Annotated in this window: 17 protein-coding genes and 1 pseudogene; 11 read left to right on the plus strand and 7 right to left on the minus strand. The window is 43.3% G+C overall.

Features of this window, described 5'->3' with window-relative positions; all coding sequences use genetic code 11:
* Nucleotides 1-16 precede the first annotated feature (16 nt).
* Entirely contained in the window at nucleotides 17-148 is a 132-nt protein-coding gene (locus tag ACQ86K_RS09685; protein ID WP_431200253.1) for a hypothetical protein, read from the plus strand.
* 24 nt (nucleotides 149-172) lie between these two features.
* On the opposite strand, the gene ACQ86K_RS09690 is transcribed toward ACQ86K_RS09685, so the two are convergent.
* The 3 genes and pseudogenes from ACQ86K_RS09690 to ACQ86K_RS09700 form a co-directional block, all read right to left on the minus strand.
* Complete coding sequence (locus ACQ86K_RS09690) at nucleotides 173-472, minus strand: hypothetical protein (RefSeq protein ID WP_143020896.1); 300 nt, start codon at nucleotides 470-472, stop codon at nucleotides 173-175.
* Nucleotides 473-781: 309 nt separating this feature from the next.
* Nucleotides 782-1,060 (minus strand): helix-turn-helix domain-containing protein, encoded by a 279-nt coding sequence (locus tag ACQ86K_RS09695; protein WP_431200254.1) that lies wholly within the window; start codon nucleotides 1,058-1,060, stop codon nucleotides 782-784.
* A gap of 165 nt (nucleotides 1,061-1,225) precedes the next feature.
* Nucleotides 1,226-3,510 (minus strand): annotated as a pseudogene (locus tag ACQ86K_RS09700) (ATP-dependent helicase).
* A gap of 165 nt (nucleotides 3,511-3,675) precedes the next feature.
* On the opposite strand from ACQ86K_RS09700, the gene ACQ86K_RS09705 reads away from it, so the two are divergent.
* The gene (locus tag ACQ86K_RS09705) at nucleotides 3,676-4,182 is read left to right on the plus strand and encodes a hypothetical protein (protein WP_091175457.1); all 507 of its coding nucleotides are present in this window, start codon (nucleotides 3,676-3,678) and stop codon (nucleotides 4,180-4,182) included.
* 10 nt (nucleotides 4,183-4,192) lie between these two features.
* Here ACQ86K_RS09705 and ACQ86K_RS09710 read toward each other — a convergent pair whose 3' ends face one another.
* Both ACQ86K_RS09710 and ACQ86K_RS09715 read right to left on the minus strand, forming a co-directional pair.
* The gene (locus ACQ86K_RS09710; protein WP_167516173.1) at nucleotides 4,193-4,552 is read right to left on the minus strand and encodes a response regulator; all 360 of its coding nucleotides are present in this window, start codon (nucleotides 4,550-4,552) and stop codon (nucleotides 4,193-4,195) included.
* A 366-nt stretch (nucleotides 4,553-4,918) separates the two neighbouring features.
* Nucleotides 4,919-6,883, minus strand: a complete 1,965-nt coding sequence (locus ACQ86K_RS09715; RefSeq protein WP_091175452.1) for a M1 family metallopeptidase — start codon at nucleotides 6,881-6,883, stop codon at nucleotides 4,919-4,921.
* Nucleotides 6,884-7,151: 268 nt separating this feature from the next.
* On the opposite strand from ACQ86K_RS09715, the gene ACQ86K_RS09720 reads away from it, so the two are divergent.
* Nucleotides 7,152-9,173, plus strand: a complete 2,022-nt coding sequence (locus ACQ86K_RS09720; RefSeq protein ID WP_091175450.1) for a thioredoxin domain-containing protein — start codon at nucleotides 7,152-7,154, stop codon at nucleotides 9,171-9,173.
* 12 nt (nucleotides 9,174-9,185) lie between these two features.
* Entirely contained in the window at nucleotides 9,186-9,689 is a 504-nt protein-coding gene (locus tag ACQ86K_RS09725) for an FKBP-type peptidyl-prolyl cis-trans isomerase (RefSeq protein WP_091175447.1), read from the plus strand.
* Between the two features lie 135 nt (nucleotides 9,690-9,824).
* On the opposite strand, the gene ACQ86K_RS09730 is transcribed toward ACQ86K_RS09725, so the two are convergent.
* Together ACQ86K_RS09730 and ACQ86K_RS09735 are read right to left on the minus strand one after the other, a co-directional pair.
* Nucleotides 9,825-10,544: a hypothetical protein gene (locus ACQ86K_RS09730; protein ID WP_143020895.1), complete on the minus strand. Its 720-nt coding sequence runs from the start codon at nucleotides 10,542-10,544 to the stop codon at nucleotides 9,825-9,827.
* 292 nt (nucleotides 10,545-10,836) lie between these two features.
* Nucleotides 10,837-13,413, minus strand: a complete 2,577-nt coding sequence (locus tag ACQ86K_RS09735; RefSeq protein ID WP_431200255.1) for a TonB-dependent receptor domain-containing protein — start codon at nucleotides 13,411-13,413, stop codon at nucleotides 10,837-10,839.
* 115 nt (nucleotides 13,414-13,528) lie between these two features.
* Here ACQ86K_RS09735 and ACQ86K_RS09740 point away from each other — a divergent pair, with 115 nt between their 5' ends.
* From ACQ86K_RS09740 to ACQ86K_RS09770, 7 genes are all read left to right on the plus strand, one after another.
* Nucleotides 13,529-14,095: an acyl-CoA thioesterase gene (locus tag ACQ86K_RS09740; protein WP_090524579.1), complete on the plus strand. Its 567-nt coding sequence runs from the start codon at nucleotides 13,529-13,531 to the stop codon at nucleotides 14,093-14,095.
* A 52-nt stretch (nucleotides 14,096-14,147) separates the two neighbouring features.
* Entirely contained in the window at nucleotides 14,148-14,978 is an 831-nt protein-coding gene (locus ACQ86K_RS09745; protein WP_431200256.1) for a tetratricopeptide repeat protein, read from the plus strand.
* A complete protein-coding gene (locus ACQ86K_RS09750; RefSeq protein ID WP_431200257.1) occupies nucleotides 14,956-16,053 on the plus strand; it encodes a sensor histidine kinase in 1,098 nt (365 codons plus the stop codon). The genes ACQ86K_RS09745 and ACQ86K_RS09750 overlap by 23 nt, the downstream gene beginning before the upstream one ends.
* A gap of 422 nt (nucleotides 16,054-16,475) precedes the next feature.
* Complete coding sequence (locus ACQ86K_RS09755) at nucleotides 16,476-17,381, plus strand: fatty acid desaturase (protein ID WP_431200258.1); 906 nt, start codon at nucleotides 16,476-16,478, stop codon at nucleotides 17,379-17,381.
* A 570-nt stretch (nucleotides 17,382-17,951) separates the two neighbouring features.
* The gene (locus ACQ86K_RS09760; protein ID WP_091175432.1) at nucleotides 17,952-19,481 is read left to right on the plus strand and encodes a TolB family protein; all 1,530 of its coding nucleotides are present in this window, start codon (nucleotides 17,952-17,954) and stop codon (nucleotides 19,479-19,481) included.
* Between the two features lie 16 nt (nucleotides 19,482-19,497).
* Nucleotides 19,498-20,412: a TIM barrel protein gene (locus ACQ86K_RS09765; RefSeq protein WP_091175478.1), complete on the plus strand. Its 915-nt coding sequence runs from the start codon at nucleotides 19,498-19,500 to the stop codon at nucleotides 20,410-20,412.
* A 180-nt stretch (nucleotides 20,413-20,592) separates the two neighbouring features.
* Nucleotides 20,593-21,204, plus strand: coding sequence for a gluconate 2-dehydrogenase subunit 3 family protein (locus tag ACQ86K_RS09770; RefSeq protein ID WP_431200259.1), 612 nt, complete (start codon nucleotides 20,593-20,595; stop codon nucleotides 21,202-21,204).

The raw sequence follows: 21,204 nt of genomic DNA on the forward strand, positions 1-21,204 counted from the left end.
AGCTACGTTACGCGGTTTGATCAACCTTGAAAAAGAAGGCTTGGTTGACCAGGCCGAATGTTTGGATATGATGGATAAATGCGTATCCGAAATTGATGAAAAGATCATCGAAATGAGCGACATGCTGCATAATCCACCAAGAGTTTAGCTGCGCCTGGTTCTTCCTCCGGGTTTAACTAAAGTGTACAGGCAGGCTGGAGTGGATCTGTGCTTCTATAAGCCCAAGGTAAATACAATACCACGATATCATTTGCAAAACCAGCAGCTGTCTGTGTTTATTATAGCCCTGTGTTTCAAAGGCCAATGTTGTCTCATCGCCGGCAGTTACAAAAAACCTTACTTCGCCTTGGCTTGGTTTAAAACGTGCCCGCAGCAAATCAAACGCCTTAACTTTTAGCTTACTTTTGGGATCATGGATGACACCGTCGCTCGAGGTTTCGTTTTTTGATATGGAAATAAGATAATTTGACATACAGTTTGCTTTAGTAACCTGCATGCCACAATTATTACTCCAAAATGGCTATAAAACGCTCATTACGGATAAATTAGCCCATACAACGGGAGGCTTTTTTATTCAAATTTCCTTTTGCTAAATATTGTTAACTACTATGCAATGTAGTGAATAGGACAGGACACTGATGCGACGCAAACAATGTACACTATCGGTAAATTGTAATGTTTACTGCACACCTTTAGATAGCTACACCGGCCTTATTACGCAGCTCTTCATAAAGTAATATTACCTTACGCTGTAAATTGGCGATTTCTGATTCGCGATCTATCAGTTTTTTTGTGCAAGGCTTAAACTCGACGGCTTCATGTCAGTTTCTTCAGCATCGAGGGCCAGTATGTTCACAACGTTTACATCAAAAATATTGGCAATTTGTTCAAGACGCGACAGGTTTATATCAGTTACTCCAGTTTCAATTTTTGAAAACGCAGGAATAGAGATGCCCAAACGGTTAGCCACATCTTCCTGGCTCCATCCATGCTGATGGCGTAATACCCGGATGTTTTTACCAACGGATTTGTTTGTTTGCTTTTTAATAGTATCGCTCATATCAATTAATATTAATTAGGGAAAGGGGATACTTATACAATCCAAATGGTATGCCATCATTAAATTACCTTTAAATTAGTGTTATTAAGGCGATTTAATGATGGACTGTGGCGGAGCTTGGGGAATCATTTCCTCAAAGTAGGGATTTTAACTCTTGGTTTAAGTTTACTGAACTATGTAAAGTTTCGCAAATTTTAATAGCAACTGCTTTTGGCCAATTTCCTTAAAGAAGATTGTGGCTTTTATATCGGGCTTATTACCCTCAAGAGCGAGTACTTTACCAAAGCCAAAACGTTCGTGTTCAACCTCCATACCCACTTGTAAACCGGATGTATCAGAAGGTTTGAAATTGGCCGAAGGTACATGCGCCTTGGCCAGTATCGAAGTGGTTTTTACCGGTGCTGCAGCTGCCGGTTTTGGTCGCGAAAATGTGTCGGGCTGCTTATCTCTGCTCCATGCTTTACGCTCATCATCAAAAAATGGATTATTACCCGAAGCGGGTTTGGCGGTGTAGTCGAGCTCAAGATATTTTGCATCAATTTCGTCCAAAAAACGGCTTGGCTCGCAATTAATCAGTGTTCCAAACTTAAAACGCGAGGTGGCGTAACTGATATGGAGCTTACTTTCGGCACGGGTAACGGCTACGTAAAACAGGCGGCGCTCTTCTTCAAGATCGCTGCGTGAGTTAAGCGACATCTGCGAAGGGAAAAGGTTTTCTTCCAGTCCTACAACATAAACCTGCGGAAACTCAAGGCCTTTTGACGAGTGGATGGTCATGAGCGATACCGTATCGGCATCTTTGTTTTTGTCATTATCATCGTTAGTTAACAGGGCCACATCCTGCATGAAAACATCAAGGCCTTTTTCTTCAATATCCTCGCGCTCTGAAAACTCTTTGATCCCGTTTAAAAGCTCCTGGATATTTTCGTAACGGTTAAGCCCCTCTACCGATTTATCTTCATAAAGGTCCTTCAATAAGCCCGAATGCTGCGCGATATACAAAGCCGACTCATAGGCAGACTTGGTTTTGGTAAGCACCTGGAAGCTTTGGATCATGGTAGCAAAAGTGGACACTGCCCCTGATATTTTACCTTCAAGGTACTTGCCCGGCTCAACAATAACTTCCCAGGGGGTATACCATGCTGATCGGCAGCTACAATGATCTTATCAACCGAGGTGTCGCCAATACCGCGTTTAGGATAATTGATAACGCGTTTTAACGCTTCTTCATCATTAGGGTTAAAGGTGAGCCTGAAATAAGCTATCAGGTCCTTAATTTCCTTACGCTGATAAAACGACAAACCACCATATATTTTATATGGGATGCCCAGTTTGCGTAAAGCCTCCTCCATAGAACGCGACTGCGCATTGGTGCGGTAAAGGATAGCAAATGCCGACCAATTAAGCCCGTTTGAGCTGCGGTCTTGCATAATAGCTTCGGCTACTATTTTGCCTTCCTCGTTATCGCTGAAGGCCCGCATAACTTTAATCTTATCGCCCGACTCTTTTTCGGAGAATACATTCTTTTTAAGCTGATCTTTATTATTGCGGATGATGCTGTTGGCTACATTCACAATGTTTTGAGTTGAGCGATAATTTTGCTCCAGCTTAAACACCTTCAGATCGGGGTAATCCTTCTCAAAGTTTAAGATGTTTTGAATGTTGGCACCGCGGAAAGCATAGATACTTTGGGCGTCATCACCTACAACGCAAAGGTTTTCGTTAACAGCGGCAAGCTTTTTAACAATCAGGTACTGCGAAAAGTTGGTATCCTGATACTCATCAACCATAAGGTATTTAAACTTGTGCTGGTATTTATTGAGCACGTCGGGGTGCAGTTTCAGGAGCTCGTTGGTTTTATACAGCAAATCGTCAAAATCCATGGCACCGGCGCGGTAGCAGCGGGTGGCATACATCTCATAGATCTTACCCATTTGCCCGCGGCCGCTCGAAAAGTCGTCGGCCTGGATCTGCTCGTTCTTGTTGTATTCCTGCCACGAGATCAGGTTATTTTTTGATGCCGAGATGCGGTTAAGTACAAAGTTTACATTGTACAGCTTATCATCAAGGTTCATTTCTTTTAAAATGGCCCTTAAAACGCTCTTGCTATCGTCGGTATCGTAAATGGTAAAGTTGCTTGGATAACCGATTTTTTCGGCCTCAACCCGTAATATTTTCGCAAACACCGAGTGGAAGGTACCCATCCAAATATTTTTAGCTTCGGTACCAACAACGTGGGTGATACGCTCGCGCATTTCACGGGCGGCCTTGTTGGTAAAGGTTAACACCAGTATGTTAAATGAATCAACACCTTTGCGTATCAAATGTGCCACGCGATAGGTAATAACACGTGTTTTGCCCGATCCGGCACCGGCAATAATCATCACCGGCCCCTCGGTTTGTTCAACCGCTGCCCTTTGTTCGGGGTTTAATCCCTGTAAGTAATCCAAAATCTTTTCCTCTTTGCTATGAGCCAGCGAAATTAAGGTTTTGGGGCGAAAGGGGGAAGTGGTTTTGTGGATTTCGGATTTTTGATTTTATAATCGCGACAGTAAAAATGATTTATAATAGCTATCAACATTTTATTATTTAAAATTGCGCCGATATATCTTAAAATGACTGAAATCTTTGATACTTACACCCATCGCCCGTTTATTTATAAGCTAATGCAGGTGCCTGCTGTTTTAATGATAGCTGCACTGGTTTTAATTTTATTTGATGGTGATAACTTCAATCTGTTTGAAGATATCGTTGTCAGCATTTGTTTATTTGTCGGTTTGGCGGGTTTTTTAGTTCATTCTATGTGGAAAAACATGCCAACTTATATTAAAGACGGGGAGTTGCTTCTTCAGGAAGACGGTGTGAGCTTGAGAGAGGATATTTTTATGCTTAACGATTTGAAGATGATTGAAATAAACTGTTATAACTACGCTGGTTGGAGTAAAAGGTCAAGAAGTGATGGCTCCCGTAACAAAATTATGATAACCAAGATGAATGGGGAACTCATCAAGCAAAAGTTTGTCATAAGCTCGGTAAAAAAATCGCATAACCTCGGGATGATAATGAAGCAATGGAAACAAGAAGGCTTTAAAATAATCTCTAATGGGATAGATCTTATCTAACTTCCTTCCATCAATTCAAAAACCTGTTAATGGTTTTTACCAGCTTATTTATATCAAAAGGCTTGGGTACAAAGGCATCATATCCAAAATTAACCAGGGCAATTGCCTGTTCATGGTAGGCCGAAATCAGGATCACCGGGATGTGCCGGGTATCTTCGTTGCCTTTAATAAGCTGGCAAATGCGGCCGCCGTTGAGGCCGGGCAGCATATAGTCGGTTAATACCAGATCGGGGTTGTACGCTTTTACAGCACCAATAATATCATCAGTACGGTCAAGACCGGTAACCTCAAAATCATGAAAGGTGAGTACTGTTTCAAGTACCCGTAAAATTTCGGCGTCATCTTCAATTATGAGTATATTTCTTGCCATAGGTAACATGCTAATAGTAATTTAGCTATTAACTTTTAATATTAAAAATAAACAAAATGTTTTATAATTAAAAATATTTCCAGTGTTTAATTGAAATTGATATGGGGCTGTATTAATAGGTATATTGCTTATTAATAGGTAGATATAATGTTTTTTTAAGGGTATTTTATTGTTTTGTAAAAGTTGTATAATTTTATACTGACCGCGATAAAAACAACTCACAGTTAAGCAAACAGAATCGTAAAAAAAGCGATGAGCCCAAATACCCATCGCTTTTTGAAGTTTCCTCTAATCTCTAATCTCTAATCTCTAATCTCTAATCTCCTCACAAATCCGAAATCGAAATTCCCAAATCCCAAATCGAAATTACTCTCCCCTGTAAACGTTGTTTTTCAGGTCAACGTCAGGTAGTTGACGGTCAGGGTCTATTTCCATGCTTTTAATAGCCGATGTTGAGGGGTATTTAAATTTCCAAACGCCGTCACGCTGCCAGATGTTTACCGGCAGGTGAATAGTTTCGGTTTTGCCGTTGGCCTGAACAATTTTAAGATCAACCGGCATAGCCATTTTTTCGTTATTGGTAAGTGTGATCAGCGCACCTTCGGCCGGGTTACCTTTGATATAGCTTACCGAAGTAATGGCCTGGTCAAGCTTCCAGGTGGTGAAGAACCATGATTTCCAGAACCAGTTCAGATCTTCGCCTGTGGCATCATTCATGGCCCTGAAAAGATCGTACGGAAGCGGGTGCTTAAACGCCCAGTTTTTAACATATTCGCGAAAGGCATAGTCAAAGCGCTCGGGGCCAAGCACTACGTTGCGTAATATATCCAAACCTAACGCGGTTTTGGTATAATACTGACCGTAATCATTGAGCCCTATGGCTTCAGGAGCGGTCATGAGCGGGTCTTTACTGTTGCGGTAGCCGGCCAGTACATTTTGCGCCGAGCCACTTTTCTCAACATATTCGCCTTTATTAAATTGTTCGGTAGCATACTCATTAATAAAGGTGTTAAAACCTTCGTCCTGCCACATGTATTTGCGCTCGTTTGAGCCCACAATCATCGGGAACCAGTTATGGCCTATCTCATGGGTAACATCACCCCAAAGCTGTCCTTTTTTCAGGTTGCTGAGGCAGAAGATAGCGCCCGGATATTCCATGCCTAATGCCACGCCCGATACGTTAACAGCCGAATTCCATGGGTATTCAAAATATAGGTTTGAATAGATCTCCATGCTGTTTTTCAGGTACTCGGTTGAGCGGCCCCAGCCGTCATTGCCCGAACTTTCAACCGGGTAGGCCGACATGGCAATACCCTTGCGGCCCGATGGGAAATTAACCCTTGCCGCGTCCCAGATAAAAGCGTCAGAAGCGCCCCAGGCAATATCGCGGGTATTCTGCATTTTAAAGTGCCAGGTAAGCGTACCTTTAAACGGGCGGGTTGAGCCTTTGCCAACTTCACCTGCACTAATAATAGTTACCGTTTTATCGCTGTTGCGGGCTTCTGCCAGCCTTTTTTGTTGTGCCGGGGTAAGTACATCTTCGGGGTTTTGCAAATCGCCCGAGCCAACTACTATTTTGTTGGCGGGAGCAGTGATATAATAGTCAAAATCGCCATACTCGCAATAAAACTCGCCCAGTCCCATGTAGGGCAGGGTGTTCCAGCCTTCTACATCGTCATAAACGCACATGCGTGGGTACCATTGGGCAATTTCGTAAACATAGCCTTGTTTAAATTTTTTGCGGCCCATACGGTCGGCGCCATAAAATGGGATTGCAAAATCATAATTAACCTTGATCTCTATTTTTTCGCCTTTGCCATCCATTGGGGCATTAAGGCGTAATTGCATCCGTGCATCGGTAATGATAGGATCAACCTTGTAGGTTTCGCCTTTATAGGTAATCTCAACAGAAGCGATATGATAACCACCGCGACTAAATCCACGAACGTCAAACCTGTCGCCGGTGTATGGCGTTACCGCCGCTCCGCGCGAATCTGGTTTAAACAGGTTTTGATCCAGTTGCAGCCACAGATAATCCAACTTATCAGGGCTGTTGTTGGTGTAGGTAATGGTTACTTCGCCGGTTATGGTAGTGTCCTTACCTTCATTAAGGGAAGCTTTGATCTGGTAATCAGCGCGGTTTTGCCAGTAATTTGGTGAGGGCTTGCCTGCAGCCGAGCGTGTACCGCCACTGGTAACGGGCCATGTAATTGGGCCAAAAAGGTCCTGGTGGTTGTATTTTGTGGTGTCGGTAGTTTGGGCCGATGCCGGTCGCGTTAACGGCATCAGCGCCACGGCGCATAATAAATAATTCAGTTTTAAACAGTTCATCTTAAATTTTTGATAACAAGGGGGCAAATAAAGGGAAATAATTTGTGAGTTTGATAATTTTTAGATGTCGAAAGGGTTGGATAAGTGATTTTTAACCTCAGCTAAATCCTCTCCAAAGGAGAGGACTTTGAAATCAGTGGTGAAGTATCAAAGTTTTTACACCCTCTCCTTTGGAGAGGGCAGGGTGAGGCTAAAACTTTTCTAAATAAATTCCATTTAACTTACAGGTGCAATTATATCTGCATTTTTGCAGCAAACACACAGCTATATGAATCGCCTGGTCAATTCCACATCGCCCTATTTATTACAACATGCCAATAACCCGGTAAACTGGTACCCCTGGGGCAAAGAAGCCCTTGATAAAGCCAAAGCCGAAAATAAGCTCATTTTGGTAAGCATCGGCTACTCGGCCTGCCACTGGTGCCATGTTATGGAGCACGAAAGCTTTGAAGATGAAGCTGTAGCCGCCGTAATGAACGAATATTTTGTTTGTATTAAGGTGGATAGGGAAGAACGCCCCGATGTTGACCAGATTTATATGAGCGCCGTACAACTCATGAGCGGCAGGGGCGGCTGGCCGCTTAATTGTATTTGCCTGCCCGATCAAAGGCCTATTTACGGTGGGACCTACTTCCGTAAAAACGATTGGACGTCGCTGCTCTTTAACCTGGCCGATTTCTACAAACAAAAGCCCGAAGAGGCCGAAGACTACGCGGTTCGCCTTACCGAAGGGATTCAAAAATATGAGTCGATAGAATTTGTGGTGGCGCAGGCGCAATACAGTAAGACCGATTTGCAAGCCATTGTAAATAATTGGAAACGATATTTTGATAAGCAGGAGGGTGGCACCGGCAACGCGCCCAAATTCCCGATGCCAAATAACTGGCAGGCTTTAATGCGCTATGGCTATTTAATGAAAGATGATGAAATAGCGGAGCAAGTGAAACTTACTTTGCATAAAACGGCTTTCGGGGGGATTTATGATCATGTTGGCGGTGGATTTGCACGCTATTCGGTTGATGGGCGCTGGCATGTACCACATTTTGAAAAAATGCTGTATGATAACGCCCAGCTTATTAGCCTGTATGCCGAAGCTTACACCTGGCAGCCAGATGAATTGTACAAACAAATTGTTGATGAGATCATCACTTTCAGTACAAGTGAGTTGATGTCGCCTGAGTATGGATTTTATTCGGCGCTTGACGCGGATAGTGAAGGAAAGGAAGGCAAGTTCTATATTTTTACCAAAAATGAGATTGAAGAGATTTTAGGCGTTGAAGCCGGTTTGTTCAGTATCTACTACAATATTACGGAGAATGGCAACTGGGAAGAGGAGGAATCGAACGTATTGTTCCGGAAGGACAGCGATGAAGATCTGGCCGCAAAATTAGGGCTGCCTGTCCATGAATTGCTTGCCAAAATAGCTGCATCCCGTCAAAAAGTATTTGATGCCCGCGGCGTACGCGTACGGCCGGGATTGGATAACAAGATCCTGGCATCGTGGAATGGCCTTATGCTGAAAGGCCTGAGCGATGCTTACCGCACGTTTAATAAGCCGGAGTACCTTGAGCTTGCGCTGAACAATGCCGGGTTTATTTTAAATAACCTGCTTGGCCAAAATGGCAGGTTATCACGTGTTTACTGCGCCACATCGTCACCGGATAAACCTGTGGCATTTTTAGATGATTATGCCAATATCGTCGATGGGCTCATTGCCTTATATGAGGTTACTTTTAATGAGCATTGGCTGCAGCAGGCCAAAAGCCTTGCAGATACAGCCATAGCCCACTATTATGATGAAGCAAAGGGCATTTTCTTTTTTACGGCCGATGATGATGAACAGCTGATTGCCCGCAAATCTGAAATTATGGATGGGGTGATACCTGCCTCTAATTCGGTTATGGCACGGGTGCTTAAAAAGTTAGGCTTGCTTTTTGATAACGAAAGTTACATTGAAGTTTCGGCGCAGTTGTTACGCAATGTGATGCCACAGCTGGCAAAGTATGGTTCGGCCTATTCAAACTGGGTGATGCTTTTGCTGGATGAGGTGTTTGGAATAAATGAAATTGCGATAACAGGTGCCGGAGCGGAAACTTTCAGAAAGGAAATGGAAAATAATTACATCCCCAATAAAATTATGTTGGGCGGTAATACAGGAAGTTTACCTTTGCTGCAGGATAAGTTTGGTGCATCAACGCAAATTTTCATTTGTAAAGATAAAACCTGCGGATTACCTGCTCATAACCCGGCCGATGCCATAAAAGAAGTTGAAGCCAGATTTTACAACTAAAAACAATTTACAATGAAGATTGCACCTCAGCACGTAGTATCATTAACCTACGATTTGTACGTAGACCGCGAAAACACAGGTACCGAAACTTTGGTAGAAAGTACCACCCAGGAACAACCGTTAACCTTTTTATTTGGTGCAGGACAAATGCTGCCTAAATTTGAAGATAACCTGAGCACACTTTCAACAGGTGATGCGTACGAGTTTCGCTTATCTCCCGAAGATGCTTACGGCGTATATGATGAAGAAGCAGTAGCCAACCTGCCAAAAGAAATGTTTCAGGGCACTGAAATCCCTGAAATTGGCAGCATTTTGCCTTTACAGGATAACCAGGGCCACCGTTTCCAGGCTATGGTAGTTTCAATTGCCGAAGATGCTGTTATTGTTGACCTTAACCACCCAATGGCTGGTCAGGAACTGCACTTTAAAGGTAATATCCTTAACGTACGCCCTGCAACTCCCGAAGAATTATCACACGGCCACGCTCACGGCCCGGATGGTCATCACGCTCACTAAGCCCCACCCAACCCTCCCCTAAAGGGAGAGGGCTTTAAATAAAAAGGTTCATTTAGCATAATGCTAAATGAACCTTTTTATTTTGTTGCTATTAAAGTGTTCCCGTCCGGGGAGATTTAGAGGGGGCTTGCCTGCTTAATAGAATTCCAGCCCCCCGTCGTTTCTGAATGCGCACTTAATAAGCACACGGCAACCAACTGCTTCGCCGTTTACAGTAGCCGGTACAAAGATTTTATCGGCAGGGTCGGGTACGTCAATGCTCATATTGAATGTTTTCTTGAACGAGCCGCTGTACACATGCACTTTAAATGATGCAAGCCTCCCCAATGGGCTAATCAATAGCTCTACCGCTCCAAATGATACATTAGGGTTAAGGTTCATTAAATCGGGCGGAAGCTTAAATAAGTTCAGATAGGGGAGGTAGCCAAAAAATCTGCCGCCTACTTTAAGTGGTTTGGTTGTTTTGGCCGAATCATTAAGTTTTACATCAACAAAATACTGCAGGTTTGAAGTACTGTCTTCAGGTGCTTCATAGGTGATCTGGTTGGTCCTGTAGTCGAAATTTTGTACCAGGTGTCCGCGGTTGTCGAAAAAGTGCCAAACGCCGGTCCGTTTATCATTATCATAGTAACCGCTGGCCAGGGCATAGTTTTTTTGATAAAGGGCCTGGTATAGCCCCTGCCTTATGCCTCTGTTCGTTTTAAGCACGTTAAACCGTTCAACTACCGAATCGGTGAGGCGATGTTTTACAACAACGGTTTCCGGGGCAGTTTTTGCAGCGGCAGCATCCTTGGTTTGCGCAAATGTGCTGCCGATAAATAGTATCGATATAAAGGTTAAAATAAGCTTTCTCAATGCAGGAATATAGATTGTTGTAAATATATAACAGCGGCTCACGTATCTCCAAAAAAAGCAGGATACAAATTATCCCCTGCCTCCACGCCGACCGCCGCCAAAGCCACCAAAGCCCTTGCCGCCGCCATTACGCCCGCCTTGCGGACGACTGCCGGTAAATTTTTGAAGCCGGAGCGTAAAGCTCAGCATAAAGTATCTGCCCAGCCGGTTGGTGCGTGTATCAATGATTTGGTTACCTACGGCGGTGCGGGTTATACCTTTGTTCTGGTCAAAAATATCAAAAGCCTGGAACCTAAGCGAGGCTATATGCTTGTTTAAAAACTGGTATTCCAGGTAGCTGCTCAGCAGGGTGGGGTTCGCTTTTACGGTACTGCTGAAACCGTGATTGATGGTTTGAGTTAAACTGTAACCAAGCACCCAACTGTAAAAAATAATTGCGGCCGTCGAGCCCTAATGTCCAGGTTTGGGCATCGGTATTTAATGAGGACGGCAGGCTATAACGGGTAGTATTAATGCTGTAATTAGCGCTGATCTCGCTGTCCATAATGCTGTCAAGATCAACCCTTAGCTTAACGCCCTGGTTAAGTACCCAGTTTTTACCCTCATTACGCTGATTTTCAATATATGAAATGTTGTTGTTGTAGCTTGCGCCGCCGTTTAAGGATACGGTGTACTTGCGTTCGGCGAATGGTTTTGAAAATGAATAGTTGCCATTTACATTATAAAAACCGTTGGTGTTAATATAGCGGGTTGCCTGTATGGTATTGTTGCCTTTTGTGCTTTGGGTGCTATCGGTAACAGGGGCCGAATTGGTGACTATTTTATCCTGGGTTTCGGCAAATGATAAACTGGCGAACAGTGAATTGCCGCTGGCAATATCAAACTGGTTATAACGCACATTAAAGCTGTTGGTGAATTCGGGTTTCAGGTCAGGGTTGCCATAAACCCTGTTTTGGGGGTTTGAATAATCGGGCTGAAGTTGCAGCTGGCTAAATGATGGCTGGGCATTTGAGCCGCTATAGTTGAACGAGAATGAATGGTTTTTTGAAAAGTTATAGATAAATCTTGCCGTAGGGATGATATTAAAGGTAGATGTGGAGGTATGAAAATTGTGCGATTCCCCGTCAAGTTTTGAAGGCTGAACAGCCAGGCCCAGCGTATAATTATATTTAGGTTGTATCCCGCGAAGGTTTAACCCGATGCGGTTGGTGATGAACTGGTAGTTATACAACGTACTCAATGAATCAACGTAGGTTTGATTGCCTGTTACAGGATCAACCCGGTAGTTGTAGCGGTTATTATCGGTATTTGAATAATTATAACTGTAATTGCTTTCGAGGTAAGTTGTTTTGCCAACAGGTTCGATGTATGAAAAATGCAGGCTTACCCTTTGCGATTGATTATCAGAGTTGATCTGCTGAAACAATGGCGTTACCACGGTATCCTGCCGGGTAGTATATTTATCATTCAGTTCCTGATCGTTTTTAGAATAGCTTACATTGGCATTGACGCTGAAATTCCGTCCCTTTTTATGGAACTTGTGGTTATAAAGTACATTAAGACTGCCTGTTTGTGATGAATTATTGGTGAGAGCCAGCTCATTGCCGGTAACTAAACTTTGGTTACGGGTATTGCTGAAGGTATCGGTACTCATGTTTTCGGCAGTGGCGTATGAAAAGCCCGGGTTTATTTTGATATAGTTAGACGTATCAATTTTGTACTCGATATTGAAATCAAAACGGTGGTTGATACCATGGTTATGGTTAGTACTGTTGTCCATATTGATGATATTACCCGATTGATAAAGGTTTTGCTGCAAGGTTGTGCTGTTAATATCCCTGTCTTTATCGGCAAAACTATAGCTGCCATACACGGTAACTTTTTTGCTCCAGTCATCGCGGTAATTGGTACCTATGGAGCGGTTGGTAGTAATACCATTGGCGGTACTCACCCCGCCCGCGCTGCTGCCGCCTCCGCCACCTCCTCGTCCGGCCCGACCGCCGCCGCCACCGCTGCTGCCAAGGTTGAAGCTATTGGTGTTATTGTTATTCCAGGTGCCTATAACTGCCAGTTGCCTTGCATCATAAAATGAATTGGCCGAAAGACGGGCCTGATACCGGTCGTCATTACCAACGCCAACGCTGCCCTGGCCAAAATTACCTTTACTTTTTCCCTTTTGTATGGTGATGTTCAGGATCTTGTCCGGGTCGCCGGTTTTGATGCCGGTAAGGTTGGCCTGGTCGCCGTAATCGTCAATCACCTGTATGTTTTCCACAATATCGGCAGGCAGGTTCTGGGTGGCGGTTTGTACATCGCCGGTAAAATAATCCTTACCATTAACCCGCACCTTGGTAACCTGTTTGCCATGCGCGGTTACATTGCCGTCTTTATCAACACTTACGCCGGGCAGTTTTTTAAGTAAGTCTTCCACCGGCGATCCTTCCCGTACCTTATAGGCGCTGGCCTTATATTCTACGGTATCCTCCTTAATCGTGATAGGGATCACTGCCGAAACAACTACCGTATTTAGCATATTGGTTTGTACCTTTACTTTGATGGGGTCGAGGTTAATGGGTTTGGTATCGTTATCCATTACGTAACGGCGGGTAAAGGGCTGGTAACCGATACCGCTGATGGTGAGTTTAAAGTTTTTGGAGGCAACGGCGGGGAAATAAAATGCCCCGGCAGTGCTGGTTGCTACCACTACGCTGTCTTTGTCGGATATCAGTTTTACCGTAATTCCGGGTACGGCGCCCACGCTGTCAACTACCGTACCACGCACTTCGCGGGCTTGCTGGGCATAGGCAGTTGATAAAAAAGAATACCGATAAACGCGAGCAGTAAGTGTTTTTTCATAGTTTAGGGTCAATTTAGGTTATTGACCATTAAAGTTTAACGAAGGTTTAACTATTTAACCCTATGTAATACTAATGTTGCATATATTGTATTTTAGTGCTTAACCTTATACTATATTACCATATATTATGAACCCCTTACCCGATATAGACGGCTATAAAAGCGTGGCATTTTCGCAGGCCACCATTACCGAACTGATGATCCCTTCGTATTCCAATTTTGGCGGAAAGATCCATGGAGGGATCTTGCTTTCGCTCATGGACAAAGTAGCCTATGTATGTGCCGCCAAACACGCCGGTAATTATTGTGTAACAGCATCTATCGACACTGTGGATTTTTTGCAGCCCGTGGAAGTAGGGGAACTGGTATCGCTCATGGCATCGGTAAACTATGTAGGCAATACTTCGCTGGTGGTAGGGATCCGGGTGATATCTGAAAATATCAAAAACCATTCGGTAAAACATACCAACACCAGCTATTTTACTATGGTAGCTAAAGATGATTTTAACAAGCCGGCCAAAGTGCCCGGCCTGGTTTTGGAAAACCGGGAACAGGTAAGGCGTTTTATTGAAGCCCGCCGCCGTAAAGAGATTAAGCAGAGTTATATGAAAGAGGTTGAACAAATTCAAATGCCCGATAACTACGAGAATTGTATTGAACTGCTGCAGGGCGAGCGGTGCATTGTTGCCGGATAGCTATTGCCTATATTAAGTTTATTGTTAGATTGCAGTCTGAAACTGTTAGCGAATGACAAGGCCCCTTGGTTTATTATTGCTGTTATTAATGCATAGTACTGTTTATGCGCAAAAAACAAGCGGAATTGAGCCGGAAAAATCGCCGTCACTAATCAAAACCATCGACAGCCTTAACAAATTGGTTGAGGAAACCTATGTTAGTGCTCCCTACGAGGCAAGGGTAAGTGCTGAACATGCCTTGCTGCTTTCGGAAAAAATAAAATATAATGAAGGTACGGGCGCCGCTTTTTTAAATTTAGGGCATGTGTACTGGTCGCAGTCATACTATCCTATCAGTTTGTTTTATTTTAATTCGGCTTTAAATTATCTGCCCAAAAACAAGCCGCTGTTACTGGCCCACTGTTATAGTTCTATCGGCAGGGCTTATACAGATTTGCAAAACTATAGCAAGGCTATAAAAAATTTAGACATCGCGGCCCGGTTTGCCGGTCATGATCCTAAAATGCTTGCCGAAGTTTATAACGAGCGTTCATTTGTTTACGCCAGGCTTAAACAATATGATAAAGGCATTGCTCTTGCCAAACTTGCCATGCAGCTTAGCCGTACGGTAAATGACCAGCCCGCGATATGTATATTATATAGCCGGCTGGCTAATGCTTATCGGTTAAAAGGGCAGTATCAACAGGCGGTCGCTTATTCAGACACTGCCCTGCAAATGAGTTATATTGTTAATAATAAGCGTTTAAGGGCTATCTCATTTATTGAACGTGCTGTTATTTACAATTCGTTAAACCAGTTTGACAAAGCCGTTGACCTTGCAAAAAAAGGCGCGGATTTATCCGATAGCATCGGTGTTATGGATGGCATTTCTGTCGGCTTATAAAACCATGGCCTACAGCTTTGAGCAAAAGCATGATATGGTACAGTCGTTAGTCTATCAGAAAAAGTACACCCAGGCGCTCGATAGCGTTAGCGCTGCCAATAAGCGTAAAAGTACCGAGCTCATACAGAGTTATTTTGAGCTCAACAGCCGTCTTAATGCTATTGCCGCGGTTGAGGAAAAGGCAGGGCAATACCGCGAAAAAATTCATTTGCAAAAGGTTATAATCATTACACTGCTTATTTCATTGCTGGTTGTAATATTGGCTTTGTCGGTTACCTATTACCTTTATAAACAAAAGCGGGTTTTAAATAACCGGATGCGCAAGCAGCATAAAGCCTTATTAATTCAAAAAGAACTGATAGAAGACCAATCGGCAAACCTGGCAAATATTAATAATCTTAAAGATAAGTTACTGGCTGTAATAGGGCATGACCTGCGTACACCGCTTGCTAATCTGAATTCTATATTACGTTTATACAACACCCGTGTTTTAAGCGATGATGAAGTTCAGGACCTGATGAAGGAAATAGAGCCGGTAGTACAGGGTGCCGAATTAACCCTTTCAAACCTGCTTGAATGGGCGGGCAGCCAAATCAAAGGCGTTAATCTTGAAGCATCAGCAGTCGATATTTATTTAATTGGCAATGAAATCGGGAGGATTTTTAGTTACCTTTTTCAGCAAAAAAATATCAGGTTTGAAAACATGGCTTTACCCGGGATGTGTGTACAGGCCGATGAAAGGCATGTAAAAGTAGTTTTAAGTAACCTGGTTAGTAATGCTATTAAGTTTACGGGCAATTACGGTATTATTAGTTTGCTAAGCACCGTTGATGAAGGTATGGTGGTGATCAGTGTTAACGATACCGGCAACGGTATTCCTGCAGAAAAACTTGGCAAGTTATTTAGCCTTAATACGAAATATACAGCAACAGGTACTTCCGGCGAGAAAGGCACCGGCATTGGTTTGTTTTTATGCAAGGAGCTTATTGAGTTTAACGGCGGCAGGCTTTGGGTAAATTCAGAATTGAACAGGGGCAGTACCTTCAGTTTTAGTCTTCCCTTGGTAACGGATTAAACTTTCCTCAAAAATTATTCCTATTTTAAATTAATGGTCTGCTATACGATTAATGCTTATTAAGTAATATGTAGCTGATATTAACTTTTATAATTTCTTATAAAGAAATTTAATTATTTTGAAAAAGTTTTAATCATTTGTTGGGTAATTTAAATCTATTTATCCCGTTGTTACGTATAAGCAGTAGGTACTTTTTACTATATTGTGACAATTTATAACAATTCTCCGACAATTTTAAACTAATCTCCCAAACACTTAATGGCATTTTTAAACACTGTGCTCGAACCACCTGCATATGGTTGGACAGATGGGCTTGGCAACCTCTCAAAACCTACTAACACACAAATTGTAAAAGAATTTTTTAAACGGCTAAATGTATTCAGGGATAAAAAAACTGGCTTTCGTTTTTAAGCTGGTCGCTGGTGCTGGCTTTAGTGCCGTTCCTGGGGCTGTTCATCTTTAAATATTTCAGTATCACCGGGCTTATTGTTGCCTTCGTATACAGTATGATTATTATGGGCACCCATGGTACAATCTGGCACCACCGGTATTGCACTCACGGAGCTTACACCTTTAAAAATAAATTCTGGCGTTTTTTTACCCAGAACCTTACATTGAAGATCATCCCTGAAGAAATCTACGCAGTATCGCACCATGTGCACCACGCTTTATCTGATCAGCCGGGCGATCCTTACAATGCACAAGGTGGTTTTATGTATTGCTTTTTAGCAGATGTTAATCATCAGCCCATAGCACGAAACATGGACGAAGTCACTTACAAAAAATGTGTTAACCTGATGAAACACACGGGGGTAAATACAAATACTTACAAGCAGTATCAAAAATGGGGCACCCTGGCTAATCCAACCCGAACCATAATTGGTATTATACTGAACTGGGGCTTTTGGTTTACAGCTTTCTACCTTTTAGGCGGACCGGCATTAGCTTGTGCTGTATTTGGCTCTGCCGGCATTTGGGCAGTTGGTGTACGTACATTTAACTACGAAGGTCATGGAAAAGGAAAAGATATGCGCCGTGAAGGTATCGACCATAACCGCGAGGATATGTCAATCAATCAGTTGTGGCCGGGTTATGTAGCAGGTGAGTGGCATAACAACCACCATTTATATCCTAAAAGCGCCCGCTCTGGCTTTAAGCCATATCAGTTTGATTTGGCCTGGTGTTATATTAAAATGATGAGTATGCTGGGAGCTGTAAGCTCATACCGCGATTCAAAAGCTGATTTTTTGAAGGAATATTGTACGCCGGGACCGGTAGTATCGCCAGCGGCTATACCAGTTGCTGAAATATTGGTAGCGGCGGAATAAGCTGTTATTAAATACATTAAAAGGCCATAGCAAGATAAGTGCTGTGGCCTTTTTGTTTGGTTTGCCGCCACTTTGGCTGCTGTTAGTATTGTCATCGTCATCTTGTGGAAAGAAGAAAAGGCGTTGGATTGTGCGATTCCCTCCCCTGGGAGGGTGTAGGGAGGGGTTTCATCGCTTTGCCTATACCGGAAATAGCAGATGAACCCCTCCCTGCCATTACACATTTCCTACCACACCCCTCCCAGGGGAGGGAATTGAAAAACTTTTGCCGTTGTTGGTGTTGTCACCAACAACTATGCGCTGTGCAATTCAACTGGTGATCTCCGCTCTATGTCATCCGACGCGTTAACCTATCTGGTGGTTGTTGGTGACAACACCAACAACGGCAATGTGACAATACCAATAACAACAGCGTCCTGTTTTAACCTCCTCTCCGTGTTAAAATTACACTTTGTAAAAATCTGGCTATATATCAAAAATGTGGAGAATTGTTAAAATAGTACTATCTTAATAGCGAATTGATTATATACCTTAGTGAACCGATTATAGTGTACACTAAACACCAAACCAATGCGCTGTAAAATATTAAATGTTGTGTTATGCATAGCTTGCATTGCCTTGTTTTCTGCCCGGGTTAGTGCTCAGGACGTAGGAATATTTGAAGGCCAAACCGATGTTGGTACGGTCAAGCATCAGGGCAGCGGTGTATATGACGCTAAATTACAGCAATATACGCTTATTGGTTCGGGCCAGAATATCTGGGCTACGCATGATGATTTTCACTTTGTGTGGAAGAAAATGAAAGGCGATTTCATTCTTCGCACCAACGCCGCATTTATAGGCAAAGGTTTTGAAGCGCATCGCAAGGTTGGACTAATGGTTCGCACCACGCTTGATTCAAATTCAAAACATATCAATGCCGTTGTGCATGGAGATGGCTTAACCTCGTTGCAATACCGTAAAACGGTAAGCGGCATTACCGAAGAAAAGAAGGCATCCATCACTGCGGCCGATGTGATCCAGTTGGAACGCAAAGGTAATACCTATACCATGTCGGTAGCCCGCAAAGGCGATCTCTTTGTGAGCGAGGAAGTAACCGGTCTTGACCTGGGCGACGACGTTTATGTAGGCATTTTCATCTGCTCGCACAATGCGGATGTTACCGAGAAAGCTGTATTCAATAACGTACGTATAGTTACACCCGCACCGGCCTCATTGATTCCTTATAAACAATATTTAGGCAGCGCCATTGAGTTGCTTGACCTTGAAAGTCAGAATGCCACGGTGGTTTATCAATCACCAAAATCACTTCAGGCACCAAACTGGACGCTTGATGGCAAATCACTCATTTATAACAGCGAAGGCTCATTGTATAAATTCGATCTTAAATCGCATACACCAACGGTACTCAATACCGGCATCGCTAAAAATAATAATAACGACCATGTGCTTTCCTTCGATGGCAAAATGCTGGCTATCAGCAGCGGCGATGGTGGCCCATCAATAGGATACACAGTTTCTTCGGCCGGTGGCGAGGCTACACGGGTAACCCAAACCGGGCACGGCGCAAGTTATATGCATGGCTGGTCGCCTGATAAAAAGTACATCGTTTTTTGCGGTGAGCGCAATAAGGAATTTGACGTTTACCGCATCCCCGCCGCTGGTGGTCCCGAAGAGCGCCTTACCAACACGCCCGGTTTGGATGATGGCCCCGAATATTCGCCCGATGGAAAATACATCTACTTTAATTCGGTGCGCAGCGGCCTGATGCAGGTTTGGCGCATGAAAGCCGATGGTAGTGAACAAACCCAGCTTACTAATGATGATTATAACAACTGGTTCCCGCATATTTCGCCGGATGGTAAATGGATAGTTTATATTACCTTCCTGAAAAACGAAGTATCCCCCGGCGACCATCCTTTTTATAAGCATGTCTATTTAAGGCTGATGCCGGTAGGCGGAGGCCCTTCAAAAGTGGTAGCTTATTTATACGGCGGTCAGGGTACTATCAATACCCCGTCATGGGCGCCGGATAGCAAGCACCTGGCATTTGTAAGTAATTCTGATTTATTGTTTCCTGTATTTCCTATTGCAAAATAACCTTAAACATATAACCATGTATACATCACGCAGATCATTTTTAAAAACCGGCGCAATGGCAGTAGCCGGGGCGGCACTACTTCCTGATAGTTTATTTGCCGCTACGGATAGTAAGCTTAAACGGGTAGGGGTGCAGCTTTATAGTGTACGCGATGCCATGAAGGCCGATCCGCAGGGAACGCTTAAAAAGATAGCTGATGCAGGTTATGCACATGTGGAGCATGCAAATTACATCGACAGAAAATTTTACGGCTATACCGCCAAAGAATTTAAAAAGATCCTGGCCGATCTTGACCTTAAAATGCCAAGCGGCCATACCGTAATGACACCTCAGCACTGGGATGCAGCCAAAAATGATTTTACCGATGCCTGGAAGTATACTGTTGAAGACGCGGCCACTATGGGGCAAAAGTTTGTGATAAGCCCCTGGCTTGATGAAAAGGTACGTACAGATACCGATGCCCTGAAACGCACTATGGAGCAGTTTAACAAATGCGGTGAGCTTTGCAAGCAATCATCCATGATGTTTGGCTACCATAACCACAACTTTGAGATCAGTACCAAAGTAGGGGATATTACCCTTTATGATTATATCATCCAAAATACCGATCCGGCTTTGGTGGCCCAGCAAATAGATATCGGCAACATGTACACTACTGGTGGCAGGGCGTTGGAGTTTATCAATAAATATCCCGGCCGTTTCCAGTCCATGCACGTAAAGGACGAAATTAAAGTACCGCCTCATGGTGGCGATGATACTGAGAGTACTATTTTAGGCGCGGGGATCCTGCCTGTTAGGGATATTGTAAAGGCTGGGGCAAAAAAAGGCGGCACCTCGTTGTTCATTATTGAGCAGGAAGCATACCAGGGCAAAGACCCAATCGATTGTGTAAAAATTGATTTACAAATCATGAAAAAATGGGGCTATTAATAGTATAAGACTAACTTACACCCGTGAAGATTTAATTTTTACAGCCTTTTATTTTGAATTGTAATTATTAAGTTTGGGAACACATTATAAATCATATTAAGCCTTTCTCGTTACCTGTTCAGTAAGTTGAAAGTTTTGTGGCAGATAAATGGGCTTAGCTAAAACAATTTAGTTTAAACAATGGACCGGCGTACCGTCATTAAAAACCTGGCTTTAATAATAGGAGGGGCTGCATTGCTCCCGGCCTGTTCGCAGGATAAAGCAAAGTCGAAGGTTGCACTCAAAAATATTGATATCACTGCCGATCAGGAACAGTTGATAGGCAATGTAGCAGAAACTATTATACCTAAAACAACAACGCCGGGTGCCAAAGACCTGCAGCTGCATTTATTTGTGTTGAAGATGGTGGATGACTGCTATAAAAAGGAAGATCAGCAGGCATTTGTAACTGGCATGGACCATTTCGCAGATCAATCTCAAAAATTATATAGTAAAACGTTTGACCAGCTTGATACTAAAACCCGCGAAGTATTTTTGCTGGATATAGAAAAAGAAGGTAAAGCGGAAGAAGAGGCGGCCAGAAAAAACAGTGATAAAAAAGATGCTGCACCTGCCACTCCTCCTGCAGGCAAGTATTCGCCCGAGCTTAAGAAGTTTTACAGCATAGTAAAAAGGCAAACCATAAACGGTTATACCAATTCAAAATATTTTATGACTAAAGAGGTGGTATATGAGCTTGTGCCGGGCAGGTACAATGCGCATTTCCCTTACAAACAAAAGCAAGCAGTATAA

Source organism: Mucilaginibacter sp. P19 (assembly GCF_050632265.1).
In the GTDB taxonomy this organism is placed as follows: Bacteria; Bacteroidota; Bacteroidia; order Sphingobacteriales; family Sphingobacteriaceae; genus Mucilaginibacter; species Mucilaginibacter gossypii.

Excerpts from the sequence above, each read along its gene's own strand:
- ACQ86K_RS09715 (WP_091175452.1), bottom strand. The coding sequence starts at position 6,883 with ATGAACTGTTTAAAACTGAATTATTTATTATGCGCCGTGGCGCTGATG.
- ACQ86K_RS09725 (WP_091175447.1), top strand. The coding sequence starts at position 9,186 with ATGAAGATTGCACCTCAGCACGTAGTATCATTAACCTACGATTTGTAC.
- ACQ86K_RS09690 (WP_143020896.1), bottom strand. The coding sequence starts at position 472 with ATGTCAAATTATCTTATTTCCATATCAAAAAACGAAACCTCGAGCGAC.
- ACQ86K_RS09705 (WP_091175457.1), top strand. The coding sequence starts at position 3,676 with ATGACTGAAATCTTTGATACTTACACCCATCGCCCGTTTATTTATAAG.
- ACQ86K_RS09695 (WP_431200254.1), bottom strand. The coding sequence starts at position 1,060 with ATGAGCGATACTATTAAAAAGCAAACAAACAAATCCGTTGGTAAAAAC.
- ACQ86K_RS09765 (WP_091175478.1), top strand. The coding sequence starts at position 19,498 with ATGTATACATCACGCAGATCATTTTTAAAAACCGGCGCAATGGCAGTA.
- ACQ86K_RS09750 (WP_431200257.1), top strand. The coding sequence starts at position 14,956 with ATGGCATTTCTGTCGGCTTATAAAACCATGGCCTACAGCTTTGAGCAA.
- ACQ86K_RS09745 (WP_431200256.1), top strand. The coding sequence starts at position 14,148 with ATGACAAGGCCCCTTGGTTTATTATTGCTGTTATTAATGCATAGTACT.
- ACQ86K_RS09710 (WP_167516173.1), bottom strand. The coding sequence starts at position 4,552 with ATGGCAAGAAATATACTCATAATTGAAGATGACGCCGAAATTTTACGG.
- ACQ86K_RS09770 (WP_431200259.1), top strand. The coding sequence starts at position 20,593 with ATGGACCGGCGTACCGTCATTAAAAACCTGGCTTTAATAATAGGAGGG.
- ACQ86K_RS09720 (WP_091175450.1), top strand. The coding sequence starts at position 7,152 with ATGAATCGCCTGGTCAATTCCACATCGCCCTATTTATTACAACATGCC.
- ACQ86K_RS09740 (WP_090524579.1), top strand. The coding sequence starts at position 13,529 with ATGAACCCCTTACCCGATATAGACGGCTATAAAAGCGTGGCATTTTCG.
- ACQ86K_RS09760 (WP_091175432.1), top strand. The coding sequence starts at position 17,952 with ATGCGCTGTAAAATATTAAATGTTGTGTTATGCATAGCTTGCATTGCC.